Raw genomic sequence first — 19,332 nt, 5'->3', positions numbered from 1 at the left:
CGGCGCTGATGGCGGCTGTCTCTTTCGGCGCCGGGGCGCGGACGGTTACCCCGCTCAACAACGACTGGCGTTTTGTTCGGCAAGACATCCCGGCTGCCAAGGACGGCGAGGCCGGTGCGCAGTGGCAAAGCATATCCCTGCCGCACACCTTCAACGCCCACGACGTACGCTCGCTCAATGATCCGCAAGCGGCGCCCAGCCCGAACGGCTATTACCGTGGACCGGCCTGGTACCGTCACGCGCTCGACATCCAGCCGAAGGCCGGCCAGCATTATTATCTGCAGTTCGACGGCGCGGCCCTCATCGCCGACGTCTATGTCAACGGCCAGCTCGCCGGCCACCACGAAGGGGGATACGCCGGCTTCCGCTTCGACGTGACCAGCCTGCTCAAGCCCGGATCGAACGCCATCGCCGTGCGCGTCGACAATACGAAGGTGCCGCAGATCGCACCGCTCAACGGCGACTTCAACGTCTATGGCGGCCTCTATCGCGGCGTGTCGCTTATTGCCGTGCCCGATGTCCATATCGACCTGAAGGACCACGGCGGGCCGGGCGTCTACATCACCGCGAAAAGCCTGACCGACGCCCGTGCAGACCTGACGGCGCGTGTCCTGGTGGCTAATGACGGCAAGGCCGCGTCCGCCACGGTGCGCGTAAAGGTCACCGACGCCGAGGGCAAGACCGTCGCCACGGCGCAACGCAGCCAGACCGTCGCGGGCAACGCGTCGGTCGAGCTGCCGCTGAGCCTCAAAAAACCCCACCTGTGGCAGGGGCGGGCCGATCCGTATCTCTACCATGCCGAAGTCACGGTCGGCGACGACACGGTCACCGTGCCGCTGGGCCTGCGCACCATTGGCATCGATCCGGACAAGGGCCTGATCCTCAACGGCAAGCCCTATCCGGTGCACGGCGTCGACATGCAGCAGCCTGGCCGGCCGGGCGAGGGCACGGCCGTCAGTGCCGATGAAATCGACGCTGATATGAAGACGATCGCCGACCTCGGGGCGACGGGTATCCGCCTGGCGCACATGCAGCACCCGCAGCGCGTCTACGACGATGCGGACGCCACGGGTTTTGTCGTGACGACCGAAGTGCCCTTCGTCGACGAGGCCAGCCCCGGCGACGCTTTCCGCGACAACCTGGTCCAGCAGATGCAGGAACTGATCGCGCAGAACTATAACCACCCGTCGATCGTCATGTGGGGTATCGGCAACGAGGTGCGCAAGGACACGCCGGAAGGCAATGCCGCGCTGGCCGCCTTGCAGACAACGGCCAAGGGCATGGATGCGACCCGGCCGACCGTCTATTCGCACTGCTGCCAGCCCGACGACAGCCCGACGGCGCTGCACGCCGACGTGACGTCCTACAACCGCTATTTCGGCTGGTATTCGGGCGACGCCAAGGACTTCGGCGCCTGGGCCGACGGCATGCACGCCAAATTCCCCAAGCGCGCCATCGGCGTCAGTGAATACGGCGCCGGCGGCAGCATCCATGAGCAGGAAGATCCCGCCGCCCGCCCGCCCACGACCAGCTTCTGGCACCCCGAACAGTACCAGGCTCAGTTCCATGAACAGACCTGGAACCAGATGAAGACACGCCCCTTCCTGTGGTCGGATTTCATCTGGGTGGCCTTCGACTTCCCGTCCTACAGCCGCAATGAGGGCGACCGGCCGTCGGTCAACGACAAGGGGCTGGTGACCGAAGACCGTCTGGTCAGGAAGGACGCCTATTTCTGGTACCAGGCCAACTGGTCGGACAGACTGATGGTCCATATCGCCAGCCCGCGCTATACGGCGCGGCGGGCGCGTGAGGTCACGGTGCGGGTCTATTCGAACACCGACGAAGTGCGGTTGCAGCTCAATGGCGAAAACCTGCCCGCCCAGCCGGTGAAGGACCATATCGCCAGCTGGAAGGTATCGCTGAAGGACGGCGACAACACGATCGAAGCCTTTGCCGGCAAGGACCTGCACGACGCAGTCCACTGGCAGTACTCGGATGCCTTAAAACAATGAGCAAGCCTAAAATCCTGGTAACACGGCGCTGGCCCGGCGCGGCCGAAGACTATGTCCGCGAACACTATGACGCGACGATCAATATGGGCGAGCGGCTGAGCAAGGATCAGCTCATCGCCGCCATGCACGAATACGACGGCATCTGTCCCAGCGGCGGCGACAAGATCGACGCCGAGGTGCTGGGGACGCCCGGCGCGCGGGTGAAGATCGTCGCCAATTTCGGCGTCGGCTTCGAACATATCGATGTCGCGGCGGCAAAGGCAGCCGGCATTGTCGCGACCAACACGCCCGACGTCCTGTCCGACGCCACGGCCGACATCGCCATCCTTTTGATGCTGATGACCAGCCGCCGCGCCTATGAGGGCGAACAACAGGTGCGGACGGGCACCTGGCGCGGCTGGGGCGCGCGGCACCTGCTGGGGCAGTCGCTCGACGGTAAGGTGCTGGGGCTTTTCGGCATGGGGCGGATCGGCCAGTCGGCGGCGCGCAAGGCCAGGTCGGCTTTCGGTATGCGGATCGCCTACCATAGCCGCAATCGTGTGGCATCCGAAATCGAGCAGGAACTCGACGCCACCTATTACCCGAGCCTTGAGGCATTGGCCGAAGTGTCGGACGTGTTGTCGCTGCACGCGCCGGGCGGGCCGGGCACGCACCACGCCGTCGATGCGGCCCTGCTTAAACAGATGAAGCCGACATCGATCCTGATCAACACGGCGCGCGGCACATTGGTCGACGAGGCGGCGCTGGTCGAGGCGTTGAAGGCGCGCACCATCTGGGCGGCGGGGCTCGACGTGTTTGAAAAGGAGCCGGTGGTTCATTCCGGCCTGCTCGACCTGCCCAATGTCGCGCTGCTGCCGCACCTCGGCTCGGCGACCATTGAGACGCGCGTCGCCATGGGTATGCGGGCGGCGCACAATCTCGACGCCTTCTTCGCCGGCCAGGCGCCGCCCGACCGTATCGCGTGATATGAGCCGCGCGCTGGATGTGACCTCGGCGGCGGTGGATGGCTGGCTTGCCGGCAGCCGCCGGCCGCTGGTGGTCGGCATCTGCGGCGCTCAGGGCTCGGGTAAGAGCACCCTGGCGCGGCATCTTTGCGAGCGCGCCGAGGCCAGGGGCGGGCGCGTGGCCCTGCTGTCGATCGACGACCTCTATCTGTCGCGCAAGGCCCGTGCGCAGTTGGCCGTGGACGTGCATCCGCTGTTCGCTACTCGCGGTGTTCCCGGCACGCACGATGTCGGTCTGGGGCTGTCCGTCCTCGACGGATTGCGCGCGGGCGCCACGGTTCATCTGCCGCGCTTCGACAAGGGCACGGACGATCCGGTGGCCAGATCGGACTGGCCGGCGGTGGAAAAACCGGTCGATATCGTCCTGTTCGAAGGCTGGTGCGTTGGCGCGCGGCCAGAGCCCGATGCCGCACTGGCGATGCCGATCAACGACCTTGAACGCGACCACGATCCCGACGGGCGCTGGCGGCGCGCGGTCAACGCGGCGCTCGGGGACGCCTACAGCGCGCTGTTCGCGCGGCTCGACCGCCTGGTCTTTCTGGCGGCGCCTGCCTTCGAAGTGGTGCGGGATTGGCGCACCCAGCAGGAACACGGGCTGAAACATCGCCTGAAGCGCGAGGGCCGTCACGGCAGCCATGTCATGAGCGACGCCGAAGTCGGACGCTTCGTGCAATATTACGAACGCCTGACGCGGCACATCCTGGCCTCGATGCCGGCCTGTGCCGACCTGACCCTGCGGCTGGATTCCAGTCGCAAACTCATCGGATAGATTCTTACGTCTTTCTGATGTTCCGGCGCAATTCCGCCCATCGCGGCAAAACGCGTCCGCGCCTAAGCTTTACGTCACACGGTTATCGACCCTCAGATGAAAAGCGGCTGTCATGTTCAAGCTGAAATTCAATGGTTTTGCCCTGGCGTTTGCCTTGACCACGGCGGCGATCGCTCCGGCCATCGTGCCCGTGACCGCCGAAGCGGCCACCAAGGCCGATCTCGATGCACAGTCCTCGGCCGCGCTGCAAACGCTCTACAACGCCAATCCCGCGGCCAAGGCCATCGGCGCCAAGGCCAGGGCGGTCCTGATCTTCCCGTCGATCGTCAAGGCGGGCCTGGTGTTCGGCGGCGCGTACGGCGAGGGCGAACTGCTTGAACACGGCCGGGTCGCCAACTACTACAATTCGCTGTCGGGCTCCTGGGGCTTGCAGGCCGGGGCGCAGTCCTACGGTTATGCCGTCTTCCTGATGAACGACAAGGCCGTGAATTACATTCACAAGACCGCCGGCTGGGAAATTGGCGTCGGCCCGACCGTCGTCGTCGTCAATGAGGGCGTGGCGCGCAACCTTTCGACCACCACGCTCAAGGACGATGCCTATGCCTTTGCGTTCGATCAGAAGGGCCTGATGGCCGGTGTCCAGATCGAGGGCACCAAGGTTTCGAAGATCAAGCCGTAAATCCGCCTTCGGCAGCGCTCATCCCCCTTCGCTGCCCGACCCCGGGCCCCGGCTTATATCCCTGGCCGGCTGGCCCCCAAATTTGGCCCTCCAGGCGTCTGCGCTGGAGGGCCGCTTTTTATCTGTATTGCGCTGCGTCATTGGAATTGCCGGTCGATGGGTATCGGGCTACAAGTCAGGCCCCTCTTAACCCATAAGGAGAGTTCCCCATGATGCGTACGGCAAAGGCCCACTGGGCCGGCAGCGGCCAGGACGGCCAGGGTTCGCTTACGACCCAGAGCGGCGTGCTCAACGACCAGCCCTATAGCTTCAAGCTGCGCTTCCAGAACGAAGACGGCAAGGCGGGAACCAATCCGGAAGAACTGATCGCCGCGGCCCACGCCGGGTGCTTCACCATGGCGCTGTCCTTCGCGCTCGGCAATGCCGGTTTTACGGCGACCGCGCTCGACACGGAAGCGCAGGTCGCGATCACGCCGGGCGACGGCGGCTTCTCGATCACCGGCATCACGCTGAAGCTGACGGCCAGCGTTCCGGGCATCTCGAAGGACCAGTTCGACGCGGTCGCTGCCGGCGCCAAGGCCAACTGCCCGGTGTCGAAGGCGCTGTCGGCCGTGCCGATCACCCTGGAAGCGGCTCTGGCTTAATCCGCAATTTCACAGCCGGCGGCCTTGAGCCGCCCGCTGTACAGGTGGAAATCCGATCGCGGATTGGGCTTCCTGCCGCGCGACGTTGGTCCGAGATCGGCGACGTCGTCGAAACAGCCGTAAAGATCAGGCGTATGCGAGGCCGGGACGACGATGATAGCCGTCTGCCCGGCCTTTTCGTTTGTCGGCCAGCCATAGCGCTCGCGCTCGGCCATGCCGATCACCGGCACGTCGGGCAGATGGAAGCTGAGTTCGCCTTCGGTGTCGTAATCGACCGTGGCGACGAAAGCAGCGCCGCGCGTTACCTGCATCAGGCGGACATGACCCGTCACCGTGTCCCAACCCTGGCTGAGGCCGGCCGCGCCGCTTAAAGACACAAGATTGCCGAGACCGAGATAGACAAGGGCCAGGACGCTGATCGTGATGCCGAAGGGCGCTGCCCAGTCACGCAGGCGGCGCAGCCATGTGCCTGTGACCGTTTCCGCCGATGCCGCTGCCAGCAGCACCAGTCCCGGAAAGACCGGCGCCGGCCAGTTGCCCTGGATGCGGTCGTGAAAGACGTGGACGAACAGGTAGGCGACGAGCGGCACGGGGAGGGCGATCAGCAGCGTCAGGGTGGACGCGCGGTCTTTCAGCCAGGTTTTGATCGCTGTCACGAAGAAAACGAAGATCAGCGGATTGAGCAGCAGGGGCTGCGAGATGATCAGCTCGACCAGGAATTTCAGCGTGAACCCGCCGCTGTCGATACGGCCGAACTGCTTGGCGAGGGTGGCGTAGCCGTGCGTCGCGTTCCAGATCAGGTTCGGCGCCATGGCGGCCATGGCCACGAGCGCGCCGAGCCATAGCGAAGGCGAAACCAGCCAGCGCCGCGCATCGCGGTCGAGGATCATCCAGGCAACGACGCCTAACCCTAAAAAAAAGTTGGTGTACTTGGCCTCGATCCCGAGCCCCGCCGCCAGGCCGAAGACCAGCCACCACACGCCGTTGCCGGAAGCCTTCAGCCGCGCCAGGGCCCATAGTCCAAAGACCCACATCAGCACCGACGGCGGATCGGGCGTGGCGATGACCGAGCCGACGCTGAGCAGCAGGCAGGCGTTGAGCCACAGCAGGGTGCGTTTGGCGACATTTGCGTCGAACAGGCGCCTTGCCGCATCGTACATCAGCCAGCTTGCGGCGATGAAGCTCAGGACGAAGGGAAGGCGGACAGCAAAGGGGGAATGGCCGAAGACGGTGGTGAAGGCGCCGATCCACCAGGCCACCATGGGCGGATGGTCGAAATAGCCGAAGGCCGGATGCTGGGCCCACAGCCAGTAATAGCTTTCGTCCGGCACAAGATCGGCGCGCGCCGCCGTCACCAGCCGCAGCACGGTCAGGGCTGTCAGTAGCGGCAGATAGGGAATGGTTTTCAGACGGGCGAGCAGGGCGGACACGGAGACTCCGTGATTAGGGTCGAAGTGCTTCAGCTTTCGGCCCTCCCCGTTTACGGGGAGGGGGGACCACGCGAAGCGTGGTGGGCGGGGCTCTTCTTACACCAGAAGGCCTTGGTGGCGAAGTCAGCCAATATGTTGGGACCTTAGCGGAAGGTATCATCGCGTTGAACGTGAGCAAGAGCCCCGCCCACCGCCTTCGGCGGTCCCCCCTCCCCGTAAACGGGGAGGGCCGAAGTTCTCTTTAGGCCTATGCCGTCTCGGTCTTTTTGGCCGGAGTCTTTTTCGCTGCCGGCTTCTTGGTGGTGGTGGCTTTCTTAGCCGCTGACGTCTTGGCAGCGGCCTTCTTCGCAGGCGCCTTCTTGGCCGCGCCCTTCTTGGCAACCCCGCCCTTGGCATTGATCAGCGCCAAGGCCAGTTCCAGCGTCACGGTTTCGGGCGTCACGTCCTTTGGTAACGTCGCATTGACCTTGCCGCACTTGACGTAGGGACCATAACGCCCGGCCATGACCTGGATGGCGTCGCCGCTTTCCGGATGCGCGCCCAGGTCCTTGAGCGACGCGGCAGCGCCGGCGCGGCCCTTGCCGCCGGCGCGCTTTTCGGCGAGCAGGGTGACGGCGCGGTTGATGCCGACTTCGAATATTTCATCGAAATTGGAAAGGTTGGCGTAGGTCCCGGCATGCTCGATGAACGGCCCGAAACGCCCCAGGCCCGCCACGATGGGCTTGCTGTCCTCGGGGTGCGTGCCGACCTGGCGCGGCAGCGACAGGAGCTTCAGCGCGCGGTCGAGGTCGATCGTCGCCGGCGGCCAGGCCTTGGGCAGGCTGGAACGCTTCGGCTTGTCGTCCTTGGATTCGGGCTCGCCCAACTGCACATAGGGGCCGAAGCGGCCGATCTTGAGCGCGACAACCTTGCCCGTTTCCGGATCGGTGCCCAGCTCCTTGTCGCCGCTGACCGCGCTTTCGCCTTCGCTGTCCGGCGAACCGACCGGGCGCGTATACTTGCACTCCGGGTAGTTCGAGCAGCCGATGAAGGCGCCGAAGCGCGATGTCTTCAGGCTCAGCATGCCGTTCGAGCACGACGGGCAGGCGCGCGGATTGGTGCCGTCGCCCTTGTCGGGGAAGATGTGCGGGCCCAGCGCCTCGTTCAACGTATCGAGAACTTGTGAAACGCGCAGCTCGGTCATGCCTTCGGCGGCGGCGTGGAAATCTTTCCAGAAATCCCGAAGCAATGCCTTCCAGTCGAGCTTGCCATCAGAGACCAGGTCGAGCTTCTCTTCGAGGTCGGCGGTGAAATCGTACTGGACGTAGCGATGGAAGAACTGGTCGAGGAAGGCCGTGACCAGCCGGCCCTTGTCTTCCGGAATGAAGCGGTTCTTGTCCATGCGCACATAGGCGCGGTCGCGCAGCACGCCCAGGATCGAGGCATAGGTCGAGGGACGGCCGATGCCGAGCTCTTCCAGTTTCTTGACCAGGGTCGCTTCGGAATAACGCGGGGGTGGCTCGGTGAAGTGCTGGGCCGGGCGAACCTCGTGGACCTGGGCGATGGTGCCGGCCTTGACGGCGGGCAGGCGGCCGCCTTCGTCGTCACCGTCGTCGTCCTTGCCTTCTTCGTAGACGGCCAGGTAGCCGTCGAAGGTCACGACCTGGCCGGTGGCGCGCAGGCCCGTCTGGCGATCGGACGACAACAGGCTGATGACGGTATTTTCGACGCGGGCCGATTCCATCTGCGAGGCGATGGTGCGCTTCCAGATCAGCTCGTACAGGCGCGCCATGTCGCCTTCGAGGCGCAGGGTCTCGGGGCGGCGATAGCTTGACGTAGGACGGATGGCTTCGTGCGCTTCCTGGGCGTTCTTGGCCTTGGCCTTGTAGTGGCGCGGGCTTTCCGGAACGTACGACGCGCCGAAACGTTCGCCGATCAGGCGGCGCATTTCGTTGATGGCGCCCGGTTCGACATAGACGCCGTCGGTCCGCATATAGGTGATCAGGCCGACCGTTTCACCGCCAAGATCAACGCCTTCGTACAGCTTCTGCGCCGTCTGCATGGTGCGCGTCGCCGAGAAGCCGAGCTTGCGCGCCGCTTCCTGCTGCAGGGTCGAAGTCGTGAAGGGCGGCGGCGGCGACTTCTTGCCGGGCTTCTGCTCGACGTCGTCGATGGTGAACTGCGACGTGCGGATGGTGTCGCGCGCCGCAAAGGCGGCGGCTTCGTTCGGCATGTCGAACTTGCCGAGCTTCTTGCCGTTCAGTTGCACCAGGCGCGCCAGGAAGGGCGGCGAATTGGCCGAAACGTCGGTGTCGACGGTCCAGTATTCCTCGGTTTTGAACTTTTCGATCTCGATTTCGCGGTCGACGACGATCTTCAGCGCCACGGACTGCACGCGGCCGGCCGAACGCGCGCCCGGCAGCTTGCGCCACAGGACCGGCGACAGGGTAAAGCCGACGAGATAGTCGAGCGCGCGGCGGGCGAGGTAGGCTTCGACCAGTTCCATGTCGAGCTGGCGCGGATTGGCCATGGCCTCCTGGACCGCCGACTGGGTAATGGCGTTGAAGGTGACGCGCTCGATCTGCTTTTCCTTGAGCACGCGCTTTTTGTTCAGGACTTCCAGCACGTGCCACGAAATGGCCTCGCCCTCGCGATCCGGGTCGGTGGCCAGGATGACGCGGTCGGAAGACTTGATCGCGTCGGCGATGTCGGACAGCCGCTTGTTGGCCTTGGCGTCGACCTCCCACGTCATCGCAAAGTCCTCGTCCGGACGCACGGACCCATCCTTCGACGGCAGGTCGCGGACATGGCCGAAGCTGGCCAGCACCGTATAGCCCTTGCCGAGATACTTGTTGATGGTCTTGGCCTTGGCCGGGCTTTCAACGATAACGACGGTCATTAAATCTCTTCAGGCGAAATATCCGCGCGCAAATGCCAGGATTTTTGCGGGAGGGAGGAGGCGGCGGCCAATTGCGGGGCAAGCGCCTGTAATGCATGCATACATGCTAATCGATTCCGCCTGTGTCAACGGCAGAAAAAATTCGTCACGTCGCAATCGTCAGTTGCCGGTCCCTCAGGCGATGACGTAAGCGCCGCCATCGACGGCCGCAATCCGGCCGGCGATTTCCAATTCGGACAGGGCCGACAGCGCCACGAAGGGTGGCAGACCGGACAGGCGCAACAGCTCGTCGCGGCTGGCAGGGACTGGGCCGATCAGTTTCAAAAGCGTCCGCCCGGCCTGGCCGATATCGTCTTCGAAGCGGCGCGGTTCGGGCGGAATGTCGCCAGTGGCGGCCGGGACCGCCAGCCCGAACTGATTTTGCAGTTCGCGGATGATGTCCTCGGCCGATTCGCACAGATGGGCGCCGGCGCGCAGGAGATCGTTGCAGCCGCGGGCGCGCGGATCGAGCGGAGATCCCGGCACGGCGAATATCTCGCGGTTCTGTTCGTTGGCTAGCCGCGCCGTGATCAGCGAGCCGGAACGCAGTTCGGCCTCGACGACGACTGTGGCCAGGCTGAGACCTGAAATGATGCGGTTCCGCCTTGGGAAGTCGCGCGCCTGGGCGCGGTAGCCAGCCGGGCTTTCCGATACGATGAGACCCTGTTCGCGCAACTGTGCGTAAAGCCCGGCATTTTCCGGTGGATAGACGTCGTCGATTCCGCCGCCCAGCACGGCGACGGTGCCGGTCTTCAGCGTGGCCTCGTGGGCGCGGGCGTCGATACCGCGCGCCATGCCGGAAACAACGGTGAAGCCGGCCGCGCCGAGATCGCGCGCCAGCATCCCCGCCATATTTTGTCCGGCCGCCGAGGCGTTGCGGGCGCCGACGACGGCCACGGCCTTGCGCGTCACCGGCAGCCCCGGTCCCAGCGTCCACAGCACCGGCGGGGCAGCGTCGATCTGGGCCAGTAGAGCCGGGTAGTCGGGATCGCCGGCCATGACCAGGCGCGCTCCGGACGCCTCGCCGGTTCTTATCTCGGCTTCGACACGTTCGGCCGGCGGCGCGGCAAAGCTGCCGCCCGAGCGGCCAGCGAGGTGGGGCAGGGCTTCGAGCGCGCGCACGGCGCTGCCGAAGCGGACCATCAGCTGGGCGAAATGGACCGGGCCGACGCGCTGGCTGCGCGCCAGGCGCAGGCGGGCAAAGCGTTCGGCTTCGCTGTCGGCGGCGGTTATGCGATCGAAGCTCATTCTTCCCCCGAAGACGTTTTTAAGCGTCCTTTTTCTTGCCGATCTTCGGTTCTTCGCCCTTGAGCAGGCGGCGGATATTGTCGCGGTGGCGGATATAGATCAGCACAGCCATGAACAAAGCCATGCCCATGAAGGGATAGGCGCCGACGTGCAGCAGGAAGGCGACCGGCACGACCAGCGCTGCTGCTACCAGAGCCGACAGTGACGAAATGCGGAAGGTGAAGGCGGTCAGCAGCCACAGGCCCCCTGCGATCAGCCCCATCGGCCAGGCGGCGGCGAACAGGGTGCCCAGGAAGGTCGCGACACCCTTGCCGCCCTTGAACTTCAGCCAGACTGGGAAGAGGTGGCCCAGAAAGGCAGCGGCGCCAGCCAGCGCCATGGCGGTCTGGCGGACAGCGATATCGGAGTGCAACAGTAACAGACAGGCCAGCCCGACGGCGGCGGCGCCCTTGCCGGTATCGCCGACAAAAGTCATGGCCGCCAGGTCCTTGCGGCCGGTACGCAGCACGTTGGTGGCGCCGATATTGCCCGAGCCGATCGCGCGGATGTCGATCCCCGCCATGCGCGTCGCCAACACGCCGAACGGAATCGACCCCAGCAGGTAGCCGCCGATCAGGGCAGCGGCGTAGACAAGCAGGTCGGTGGTGGCAAACAGCATTGTGTTCTTCTTAGCTTTGGTAGACGATTCGACCGTCGACCAGCGTCATCAGCACCTTGCCCTGTAGCGTGCGGTTTTCAAAGGGCGAGTTCTTCGATTTCGACAGGATGTCTTTTTCGCGCAACGCGAACGGTGCTTCGACGTCGACCAGGATCAGGTCGGCCGGCGCGCCTTCTGCGATACGGCCGGCTTCCAGGCCCAGCATCTGCGCGGGATTGATGGTGACGGCGCGCAGGGCGTCGATCAGGGCGATATCGTTGTCGAGATGCAGGCCGATCAGCGCCGGCAAAAGCGTCTGCAGCCCGATGGCGCCCGGCGCCGCTTCGGAAAACGGCAGGCGCTTGTCTTCGGCAGGCGCAGGCGAATGGTTCGACACCACGACGTCGATCAGACCGGTGGCCAGCGCATCGACCAGCGCCTGGCGGTCGCGTTCGGCGCGCAGCGGCGGATCGAGGCGGTAGAAGGTGCGGTAGTCGCCGATGTCGATCTCGTTGAAGATCAGGTGATTGATGCTGGCGGAAACAAAGACTTCCAGACCCTTGGTCTTGGCGCGCTCGATCGACACCAGGCCCTCGGCGGTCGACACCTGGTCCACCAGGAAGCGCGCGCCGGTCAGTTCGACCAGGGCCAGGTCGCGTTCCAGCATAATGCGTTCGGACAGGGCCGGGACGCCCGACAGGCCCATGCGCGCCGCCATCTCGCCCGAGGTCGCGACGGCGCCTTCCGACAGCCACGGCTCCTTGGGGCGGTGGGCGATCAGGGCGTTGAAGCCGTTGGCGTAGGACAGGACCCGCGACATGATCTTGGAATTGACCAGGGGCGAGTCGACGTCGGTGAAATAGAGCGCGCCGGCTTCGTGCATCAGGCCGATCTCGGCCATCTTCTTGCCTTCGGTGCCCTTGGTGGCGGCGCCGGCCGGATAGACGTGGACCAGCTCGATATCGCGGGCGCGTCGGAGGATAAAATCGACCATGGCCGGCTCGTCGATCGTCGGATCGGTGTCGGGCTGGACGACGAAGGACGTGACCCCGCCGGCGGCGGCGGCCAAGGACGCCGACTTCAGCGTCTCCTTGGGCTCCATACCGGGCTCGCCGGTACGGACGCGGATATCGATCAGGCCGGGCATCAGCGCATTGCCGTCGCAGTCGATGACCCTGATGCCGGCGTGGCCCTGCGGCGCATCGTGGCCGTGGATGACCGAGGCGATGACGCCTTCGGCGACGATGACCGAGCCCGGGCCGTCATACTCGGTCGCCGGATCGATCAGGCGGGCATTGACGAAGGCGATGGCGGAAGTGTTGCTCATATCGATTGTCCGTGGGCCGGGCGGCCGAAGTCAGCGGTGTGTTGAAACGCCGCTCCCCCCTTCCGTCTCACCCTTCGCAAGGGCTTCGGGTGAGCCACCTTCCCCGTAAACGGGGAAGGAAATAATTGTCTTTTTCCTTCCCCGTTTACGGGGAAGGTGGCGCGAGCGGAGCGAGTGACGGAAGGGGGAAACGGAAAGATGTTCCGATCGCTGAAGCTCATTGGTCGTTCTCCAGGCGGGCGGCCAGGCTGGCCAGCACGGCCATGCGTGCGGCGACGCCCATTTCGACCTGGTCCTGGATCAGGCTGATCGACGTGTCGTCGGCGATGTCGGAATCGATCTCGACGCCGCGGTTCATCGGGCCGGGGTGCATGACGCGCACGTCCCTGGCCGCCACGGCCAGCTTTTCACGGTCGAGCCCGAAGAAGCGGAAATATTCGCGCGTCGACGGGATGAAGGCGCCGTCCATGCGTTCGAGTTGCAGGCGCAGCATCATGACGACATTGGCGCCTTCGATGCCTTCGCGCATGTCGTGATAGACCTCGGTGCCCCACTGGTCGGCGTCGCCCGGGATCAGGGTCGGCGGGCCGACCAGGCGGACGCGCGCGCCCATGGCGTTCAACAGGATGACGTTCGAGCGCGCGACGCGAGAGTGCATGACGTCGCCGCACACGGCGATGGTCAGGCCGTCGACATGCCCGAAGGCCCGGCGGATCGACAGCATGTCGAGCAGGGCCTGGGTCGGGTGCTGGTGCTGGCCGTCGCCGGCATTGATGACCGAACAGCCGACCTTCTGCGACAGGAGGGCCGCGGCACCCGAAGCCGAATGGCGCACGACCAGCAGGTCGGGCTTCATGGCGTTCAGCGTCACGGCGGTGTCGATCAGTGTCTCGCCCTTGGCGACTGATGACGTTTTCATGCTCATGTTCACGGTATCCGCGCCCAGGCGCTTACCGGCCAGTTCGAAGCTCGACTGCGTCCGCGTCGAGTTTTCGAAGAACATGTTGACCATGGTCCGGCCTTTCAGCAGGTCCATCTTCTTGGTGGTCTGGCGGTTGAGATCGACGAAGACGTCGGCCAGGTCCAGCAGGTTCATGATGTCGGGCGGATCGAGATCCTGGGCGCCGAGGAAGTGCCGCTTGGGGAAGGGCAGGAGGCGCGCGCGGATCAGCTCGTTGACGGTATCGAGAGTAACGGACATGACGGATTCCACGAATTTGCGCGGTTTTGGCGGAGAACGTCACAAAGTACAAGCATATAAAGACACTAATTCAGGCGTTAAGCGTCTCGATTCGGAGGATAACCGATGATTTCTCAAGCGGAAAAAGCGGCTGTATTTGCTGGGCTTCACAAGCAGGGTTGTTTCGTCATCCCCAATCCGTGGGACCGGGGTTCGGCGCGATTGCTGGCCGCGCTTGGCTTTCATGCCCTGACGACGACCAGCGCCGGCTATGCGCGCTCGCTGGGCGTCGCCGACTATAATGCCGGGCGAGACCACGTGCTTGCGCATATCCGCGATCTGGCTACAGCCACCGACCTGCCGCTGGCCGCCGACCTCGAGAACGGTTTCGGCCACGATCCGGAAACCTGCGCCGGGACGATCCGTCTAAGCGCCGAGGCCGGGCTGGTGGGCGGGTCGATCGAGGACGCGAGCGGCGACGATATGAAGCCGATCTACGACATCGCCCACGCCGCCGATCGTATCCGCGCGGCGGCGGAGGCCGCGAAAACGCTCGACTTTCCGTTCATGCTGGTGGCGCGCTGCGAGAACTACCTTCATGGCCGCCGCGATTTGAACGACACCATCGCGCGTTTGCAGGCCTACCAGGACGCAGGCGCCGACGTGCTCTATGCGCCTGGCATCAGCACTGCCGAGGATATCGGCGCCGTCTGCCGCGCCGTCGACAGGCCGGTCAATGTGCTGGGCGGGCTGGGGCCGCATCCCCTTTCGGTCGCGGAACTGGCGGCGCTGGGCGTGCGGCGCGTCAGCCTCGGCAGCCTGTTGCATTCCCAGGCCATGACGGCGTTTGTGAGGGCGGCGGAACAGGTCAAAGCCGGTGGTTTCGGATTTGTGCCTGGCCTGATCCCTGGCAGCGAAATCGATCAATTGCTCGAGGCCGGCGAAGCCTAGGCCAGATGGAAGATAAAGAGCAGCAGCGGCATGGTGACGGCGCTTAAAGACGTCGTCATGGCGACAATGCCGGCCATCAGGGGCGCGTCGCCGCCCATATAGCGCGCCTGGACATAGGCGGCCGCGGCGCAGGGGGCCGCGCCGCATGCCAAAGCCACGCCCTGGGCCAGCTGGTCGCCGCCGCAAGCCTTGCAGATCAGCCAGGCCAGGATCGGCATGACCAGGATCTTGAACAGCGACACGCTGCTGACCAGGAAGGGCTTGCGGTAGATATAGCCGAAGGACAGTCCGGCGCCGGCCAGGATCAGGCCGGTCGGGATGGCGGCTTCGCCCAGCATCTTCAAGGATTTGTCGGCGAACGGGATCGACGGCAGATGGACGGCGTTGAAGAACAGCCCGATCAGGCACGAGGCGAAGATCGGGTTGGTCAGTAGCGTTTTCGCCATCCACGCCGGGGTGCGCACGGGCGGAAGCCCCGTCTTTTCGTCGAGCGGCGGCTCACCCCACTGCGCCAGCACCAGAATGCAGATCATGTTGCTGGCAGGGATCAGGGCGCTGATGGCGACGGCGGCGACCGTATTGGCGCGTTCGCCGAAGATGGCGGCGGCGACGGGGATGAAGACGAACGAGTTGAAACGCATCAGCCCCTGGAAGACGCTGGTAAAGGTCGGGCCCGACAGCTTCAGCACCGGCTTCAGCGAAAAGCCGAGGACGCTGGCGATGGCGACGGCGCCCAGGACGCCGAAACTGACCGGGCCGGCGGAAAAGCCCGACAGGTCGGCGTGCCAGATGGCTGGGATCAGCCAGCCGGGATAAAGCACATAGACGGCGAACTTCTCGATCGGCGGCCAGACAGGCAGGGGCAGGAAGTTCGACTTCTTGAGCCCGTAGCCGAGCGCGATCAGCAAAAAGACCGGAACGATGCCGTTCAATATGGTGGCGAAGGTCATGCCCCGGCGGCGTCCTTCATCCGGTCGAGCGCGCCTTGCAGGATGTAGGCGGCGGCGTTTTTATCGATGACCTCGGCGCGTTTGGCGCGCGACAGGTCGGCTTCCTCGATCAGGAAGCGGTTCATCACCGACGACGACCAGCGTTCGTCCCAGAAGGCGATGGGAAAATCGCGCAGGCGCAGGAGGTTGCGCGCGAACGCCCGGCACGACTGGGCGCGCGGACCTTCGGTGCCGTCCATATTGACGGGCAGGCCGATGACGATACCCGACGCCTGGCGTTGATCCATCAGGGCGAACAGGCGCTCGGCCTCGGGCGTGAACTTGGTCTTGCGGATCAGCTCCAGCGGCGAGGCCAGGGTAAGGGTCAGGTCCGATACGGCGACACCGATCGTCTTTTCGCCAAGGTCCAGCCCCAGCAGGCAGGTACGGGGCGGCAATACGCTGTGCAGGTCTGTAATGTCGAGGACGGCCATAGGGGCGGGTTTGCGGCTTCGCGGCCGGAATGTCAACCGTTACTGGTTGCAATCAAAACGGTATGAAATGTAATTATAACTTATGTGACGGTTATACTTGAGATTACAAGTGTGTCATATATTACACAGAGTTAATGTATGAAGCATATGTAATAAAATGAACCCTATTTAACTTACGTTTGTGGCGCGGTTCGTGTATTCCCCCTCCATCGCCTGGGAGCCCAGGCCTCAACCGGAGGAGTTCCGCCATGTCCCGTATGCGTACCCGTATCGCCCTTATTTCGGTCACCATGCTGGCTGCCGCCGGTTTTGCCGCTGCCGCCTCGGCGGAAGATCGTGGCGCGGATCAGCGCCCGGTTTATTCGCGTGATATCGACTTCAGCAAGCCGGCGCAGGTCCGGACCCTGTACAGCCGCCTGCAACAGGTCGCGTATGAGGTTTGCCGCAGTGAAGGCGAGCGCGATCCGCAGACGCTCGACGCCGACAAGGCCTGCGAAGCCCAGGCCGTCACTGATGCTGTCCGCGATATCAATCAGCCGCAACTGACGCAGCTCGACGATCAGAAGAACGGCCGTACCAATAGCGCGCTGGCGCTGAACGATCGCGGCCACTAAGGGAAGGAGAGCCCCTTAACTGGACGTGTAAGGCCGCGCGGAGCGATCCGCGCGGCCTTTTTATTTAAATTTACAAGTATTAATGAACTATACGTAATAATATAAATCCGATTTAACGTGATTTACTGAGCGCCATTTTCTAATGTGAATGCAGTTAAGGTCATTCAACAAAATCAAAGGTGCTCTCATGATCCGGTTTATTATTGCCTCGGCTATTATGTCTTCCGCCGCCTTTGCCGGGTTGGCGCACGCCGCCGACGATACGGTGGTCGAAACCTCGGTGACGACCCAAGGCGTCGATTTCAATCAACCTGCCCAGACGGCGCGCTTCTATAAAGCGTTGCACGTGGCGGCTGAAAAGGTCTGCGATGTCCGGGGCGGCGATTTCGTAACGCAGGCGGACAACAAGGACTGCCGCGACCGTGCGCTCGATGAGGCCGTGCGCGATACCCACGACTGGCACCTGTCGCGTCTGCACGAAGAGGCCGTGGCGCGCCGCGACGCCGGCAAGGTGACGCAGACCGCGTCGCGCACCTGGTAATCTCCTCACCATTTCCTCCCATCCAAAGCGCCTCCCTGCGCGTTTGGTTCCTGGCCGCACCGTGACCTGCCGGTGCGGCCTCTTTTTCGTTTCCGCTTTGGGCTTGCCAAATCCGTCCCCAGTCGCTAACCGGCTTCCTCTTGAATATAAGGAGTCCGATGATGGCCATCGACGTGGCGACCGTCAAAAAGGTAGCGACCCTGTCCCGCCTGCGTGAGAGCGATGAGCGCCTCCAGGCCCTGGCCGGTGAGCTGAACGGCATTCTCGGCTGGATCGAACAGTTGAACGAGGTCGATGTCGAGGGCGTGCAGCCCATGACGACCGCCGTCGAGCTGGCGACGCCGATGCGCGACGATGTGGTCACTGACGGTGACAAGGTCGCCGATATCGTCGCCAATGCGCCGAAGTCCGTCGACGGCTTCTTTATCGTGCCGAAGGTGGTTGAATAATGTCCAAGTCCGAACTGACCCGCCTGACGCTGACCTCGGCCGTCGAGGGCCTGAAGTCGAAGCAATTCTCATCGGCCGAGCTGACCGACGCCTTCATCTCGGCGATCGAGACGGCGAATCCGGCGCTCAACGCCTATGTCGCCACGACCTTCGACCTGGCGCGCGACCAGGCCAAGGCTTCCGATGCGAAGCTGGCCAGGGGCGAGGGCGGACGCCTGGAAGGCGCGCCGCTCGGCATCAAGGATCTTTACTGCACCAAGGGCGTGCGCACGACGGCGTGCTCCGGCATCCTCGAAAACTTCGTGCCGACCTATGAATCGACTGTCACGCAGAACCTGTTCGACGACGGCGCCGTCATGCTGGGCAAGCTCAACATGGACGAGTTCGCCATGGGCTCGTCGAACGAGACGTCGAAGTGGGGCGCGGTGACCAATCCGTGGAAGTCGCGCGGTTCGAACGCGCCCTTGACGCCGGGCGGGTCTTCGGGTGGTTCCGCCTCGGCCGTCGCCGCCGACCTGTGCCTGGCCGCGACCGCGTCCGACACCGGCGGCTCGATCCGCCAGCCGGCCGCCTTCACCGGTACCGTGGGCATCAAGCCGACCTATGGCCGCTGTTCGCGCTACGGCATGGTGGCGTTCGCCTCGTCGCTCGACCAGGCCGGCCCGATCACCAAGACGGTCGCGGATTCGGCCCTGATGCTGCAATCCATGTGCAGCCACGACGCCAAGGATTCGACCTCGCTGAACATGCCTGTGCCCGACTTTTCGGCCTTCCTCGGCAAGTCGGTGAAGGGCCTGCGCGTCGGCATCCCCGACGAATACCGCCTCGACGGCATTCCGGCCGAGATCGACGCCTTGTGGGAGCAGGGTATCGCCTGGCTGAAGGACGCCGGCGCCGAGATCGTCAGGATCTCGCTGCCGCATACCAAATACGCCCTGCCGTGCTACTACATCATCGCGCCCGCCGAAGCGTCGTCGAACCTGGCGCGCTACGACGGCATGCGTTACGGCCACCGCACCGACCACGGCCAGTCGCTGACCGACATCTACGAGAATTCGCGTTCGGAAGGCTTCGGCAAGGAAGTCAAGCGCCGCATCATGATCGGCACCTACGTGCTGTCGGCCGGCTTCTACGACGCCTATTATGTCAAGGCGCTCAAGGTCCGCCGTCGCATCGCCGAGGACTTCACCAATGCCTGGAACAGCTGCGACGTCGTGCTGACGCCGGCCACGCCGTCGGCCGCTTTCGAGCTGGGCGATACGCAAAAGGCCGCCGATCCGGTCGCCATGTACCTCAACGACGTCTTCACCGTGACGACCAACCTGGCGGGCCTGCCGGGCATGGCCGTGCCGGCGGGGCTGGACCAGAGCGGCCTGCCGCTGGGCCTTCAGGTCATCGGCAAGCCGCTCGACGAAGGCTCTGTCCTGACGGTCGGCCATGTGCTGGAACAGGCGGCCGGCTTTACCGCCAGGCCCGAAAAGTGGTGGTAAGCGCCTGACGCTCTCCC

Annotated in this window: 18 protein-coding genes; 10 read left to right on the top strand and 8 right to left on the bottom strand. The window is 64.3% G+C overall.

What is annotated here, in order from left to right:
• Positions 1–8: 8 nt before the first annotated feature.
• The 5 genes from AB8717_RS14005 to AB8717_RS13985 all read left to right on the top strand — a co-directional run bounded on the left by AB8717_RS14005 (position 9) and on the right by AB8717_RS13985 (position 5,108).
• Positions 9–2,012 carry a glycoside hydrolase family 2 protein gene (locus AB8717_RS14005; RefSeq protein WP_443747946.1) on the top strand — a complete coding sequence of 668 codons (2,004 nt, stop codon included), beginning with the start codon at positions 9–11 and terminating at the stop codon, positions 2,010–2,012.
• Complete coding sequence (locus AB8717_RS14000) at positions 2,009–2,977, top strand: 2-hydroxyacid dehydrogenase (protein ID WP_443747945.1); 969 nt, start codon at positions 2,009–2,011, stop codon at positions 2,975–2,977. The genes AB8717_RS14005 and AB8717_RS14000 overlap by 4 nt, the downstream gene beginning before the upstream one ends.
• Position 2,978: 1 nt before the next feature.
• On the top strand, positions 2,979–3,785 hold the full coding sequence (locus AB8717_RS13995; RefSeq protein WP_443747944.1) for a kinase: 807 nt from the start codon (positions 2,979–2,981) through the stop codon (positions 3,783–3,785).
• Between the two features lie 112 nt (positions 3,786–3,897).
• Positions 3,898–4,464, top strand: a complete 567-nt coding sequence (locus AB8717_RS13990; protein WP_443747943.1) for a YSC84-related protein — start codon at positions 3,898–3,900, stop codon at positions 4,462–4,464.
• Positions 4,465–4,673: 209 nt separating this feature from the next.
• Positions 4,674–5,108, top strand: a complete 435-nt coding sequence (locus tag AB8717_RS13985) for an OsmC family protein (protein WP_443747942.1) — start codon at positions 4,674–4,676, stop codon at positions 5,106–5,108.
• Here the strand turns inward: AB8717_RS13985 and AB8717_RS13980 are convergent.
• The 6 genes from AB8717_RS13980 to AB8717_RS13955 all read right to left on the bottom strand — a co-directional run bounded on the left by AB8717_RS13980 (position 5,105) and on the right by AB8717_RS13955 (position 13,868).
• Positions 5,105–6,538: an ArnT family glycosyltransferase gene (locus AB8717_RS13980; RefSeq protein ID WP_443747941.1), complete on the bottom strand. Its 1,434-nt coding sequence runs from the start codon at positions 6,536–6,538 to the stop codon at positions 5,105–5,107. The genes AB8717_RS13985 and AB8717_RS13980 overlap by 4 nt on opposite strands.
• 247 nt (positions 6,539–6,785) lie before the next feature.
• Positions 6,786–9,416: a type I DNA topoisomerase gene (gene topA, locus AB8717_RS13975; protein WP_443747940.1), complete on the bottom strand. Its 2,631-nt coding sequence runs from the start codon at positions 9,414–9,416 to the stop codon at positions 6,786–6,788.
• A 174-nt stretch (positions 9,417–9,590) separates the two neighbouring features.
• Positions 9,591–10,703 carry a DNA-processing protein DprA gene (gene dprA, locus AB8717_RS13970; RefSeq protein ID WP_443747939.1) on the bottom strand — a complete coding sequence of 371 codons (1,113 nt, stop codon included), beginning with the start codon at positions 10,701–10,703 and terminating at the stop codon, positions 9,591–9,593.
• Positions 10,704–10,722: 19 nt separating this feature from the next.
• On the bottom strand, positions 10,723–11,361 hold the full coding sequence (gene plsY, locus AB8717_RS13965; protein WP_443747938.1) for a glycerol-3-phosphate 1-O-acyltransferase PlsY: 639 nt from the start codon (positions 11,359–11,361) through the stop codon (positions 10,723–10,725).
• Positions 11,362–11,371: 10 nt separating this feature from the next.
• Positions 11,372–12,667 carry a dihydroorotase gene (gene pyrC, locus AB8717_RS13960; RefSeq protein ID WP_443747937.1) on the bottom strand — a complete coding sequence of 432 codons (1,296 nt, stop codon included), beginning with the start codon at positions 12,665–12,667 and terminating at the stop codon, positions 11,372–11,374.
• Between the two features lie 217 nt (positions 12,668–12,884).
• Positions 12,885–13,868 (bottom strand): aspartate carbamoyltransferase catalytic subunit, encoded by a 984-nt coding sequence (locus AB8717_RS13955; protein ID WP_443747936.1) that lies wholly within the window; start codon positions 13,866–13,868, stop codon positions 12,885–12,887.
• A gap of 105 nt (positions 13,869–13,973) precedes the next feature.
• Here AB8717_RS13955 and AB8717_RS13950 point away from each other — a divergent pair, with 105 nt between their 5' ends.
• Positions 13,974–14,798: an isocitrate lyase/PEP mutase family protein gene (locus AB8717_RS13950; RefSeq protein WP_443747935.1), complete on the top strand. Its 825-nt coding sequence runs from the start codon at positions 13,974–13,976 to the stop codon at positions 14,796–14,798.
• On the opposite strand, the gene AB8717_RS13945 is transcribed toward AB8717_RS13950, so the two are convergent.
• Together AB8717_RS13945 and ruvX are read right to left on the bottom strand one after the other, a co-directional pair.
• Entirely contained in the window at positions 14,795–15,748 is a 954-nt protein-coding gene (locus AB8717_RS13945; RefSeq protein WP_443747934.1) for an AEC family transporter, read from the bottom strand. The two genes, AB8717_RS13950 and AB8717_RS13945, sit on opposite strands and share 4 nt — an antisense overlap.
• Complete coding sequence (gene ruvX / locus AB8717_RS13940; protein WP_443747933.1) at positions 15,745–16,221, bottom strand: Holliday junction resolvase RuvX; 477 nt, start codon at positions 16,219–16,221, stop codon at positions 15,745–15,747. Before ruvX ends, AB8717_RS13945 begins: the two co-directional genes overlap by 4 nt.
• Before the next feature lie 248 nt (positions 16,222–16,469).
• On the opposite strand from ruvX, the gene AB8717_RS13935 reads away from it, so the two are divergent.
• The 4 genes from AB8717_RS13935 (at position 16,470) to gatA (ending at position 19,315) form a co-directional block, all read left to right on the top strand.
• Positions 16,470–16,835 (top strand): UrcA family protein, encoded by a 366-nt coding sequence (locus tag AB8717_RS13935; protein WP_443747932.1) that lies wholly within the window; start codon positions 16,470–16,472, stop codon positions 16,833–16,835.
• Positions 16,836–17,022: 187 nt separating this feature from the next.
• The gene (locus tag AB8717_RS13930) at positions 17,023–17,376 is read left to right on the top strand and encodes a UrcA family protein (RefSeq protein ID WP_443747931.1); all 354 of its coding nucleotides are present in this window, start codon (positions 17,023–17,025) and stop codon (positions 17,374–17,376) included.
• 161 nt (positions 17,377–17,537) lie between these two features.
• On the top strand, positions 17,538–17,825 hold the full coding sequence (gatC, locus tag AB8717_RS13925; protein ID WP_443747930.1) for an Asp-tRNA(Asn)/Glu-tRNA(Gln) amidotransferase subunit GatC: 288 nt from the start codon (positions 17,538–17,540) through the stop codon (positions 17,823–17,825).
• The gene (gatA, locus tag AB8717_RS13920) at positions 17,825–19,315 is read left to right on the top strand and encodes an Asp-tRNA(Asn)/Glu-tRNA(Gln) amidotransferase subunit GatA (RefSeq protein ID WP_443747929.1); all 1,491 of its coding nucleotides are present in this window, start codon (positions 17,825–17,827) and stop codon (positions 19,313–19,315) included. Before gatC ends, gatA begins: the two co-directional genes overlap by 1 nt.
• Positions 19,316–19,332: the final 17 nt, after the last annotated feature.

Origin of the sequence: Asticcacaulis solisilvae (assembly GCF_052327315.1) — a bacterium.
GTDB lineage: Bacteria > Pseudomonadota > Alphaproteobacteria > Caulobacterales > Caulobacteraceae > Asticcacaulis > Asticcacaulis solisilvae_B.
This window is presented reverse-complemented; position numbering and strand designations above follow the sequence as displayed.

Coding starts and splice junctions, on each gene's coding strand:
- AB8717_RS13955 (WP_443747936.1), bottom strand. CDS start 13,868: ATGTCCGTTACTCTCGATACCGTCAACGAGCTGATCCGCGCGCGCCTC.
- AB8717_RS13990 (WP_443747943.1), top strand. CDS start 3,898: ATGTTCAAGCTGAAATTCAATGGTTTTGCCCTGGCGTTTGCCTTGACC.
- AB8717_RS13945 (WP_443747934.1), bottom strand. CDS start 15,748: ATGACCTTCGCCACCATATTGAACGGCATCGTTCCGGTCTTTTTGCTG.
- gatA (WP_443747929.1), top strand. CDS start 17,825: ATGTCCAAGTCCGAACTGACCCGCCTGACGCTGACCTCGGCCGTCGAG.
- AB8717_RS13930 (WP_443747931.1), top strand. CDS start 17,023: ATGATCCGGTTTATTATTGCCTCGGCTATTATGTCTTCCGCCGCCTTT.
- topA (WP_443747940.1), bottom strand. CDS start 9,416: ATGACCGTCGTTATCGTTGAAAGCCCGGCCAAGGCCAAGACCATCAAC.
- ruvX (WP_443747933.1), bottom strand. CDS start 16,221: ATGGCCGTCCTCGACATTACAGACCTGCACAGCGTATTGCCGCCCCGT.
- AB8717_RS13995 (WP_443747944.1), top strand. CDS start 2,979: ATGAGCCGCGCGCTGGATGTGACCTCGGCGGCGGTGGATGGCTGGCTT.
- dprA (WP_443747939.1), bottom strand. CDS start 10,703: ATGAGCTTCGATCGCATAACCGCCGCCGACAGCGAAGCCGAACGCTTT.
- AB8717_RS13985 (WP_443747942.1), top strand. CDS start 4,674: ATGATGCGTACGGCAAAGGCCCACTGGGCCGGCAGCGGCCAGGACGGC.
- gatC (WP_443747930.1), top strand. CDS start 17,538: ATGGCCATCGACGTGGCGACCGTCAAAAAGGTAGCGACCCTGTCCCGC.
- AB8717_RS13950 (WP_443747935.1), top strand. CDS start 13,974: ATGATTTCTCAAGCGGAAAAAGCGGCTGTATTTGCTGGGCTTCACAAG.
- pyrC (WP_443747937.1), bottom strand. CDS start 12,667: ATGAGCAACACTTCCGCCATCGCCTTCGTCAATGCCCGCCTGATCGAT.
- plsY (WP_443747938.1), bottom strand. CDS start 11,361: ATGCTGTTTGCCACCACCGACCTGCTTGTCTACGCCGCTGCCCTGATC.
- AB8717_RS14000 (WP_443747945.1), top strand. CDS start 2,009: ATGAGCAAGCCTAAAATCCTGGTAACACGGCGCTGGCCCGGCGCGGCC.
- AB8717_RS13935 (WP_443747932.1), top strand. CDS start 16,470: ATGTCCCGTATGCGTACCCGTATCGCCCTTATTTCGGTCACCATGCTG.
- AB8717_RS14005 (WP_443747946.1), top strand. CDS start 9: ATGGCGGCTGTCTCTTTCGGCGCCGGGGCGCGGACGGTTACCCCGCTC.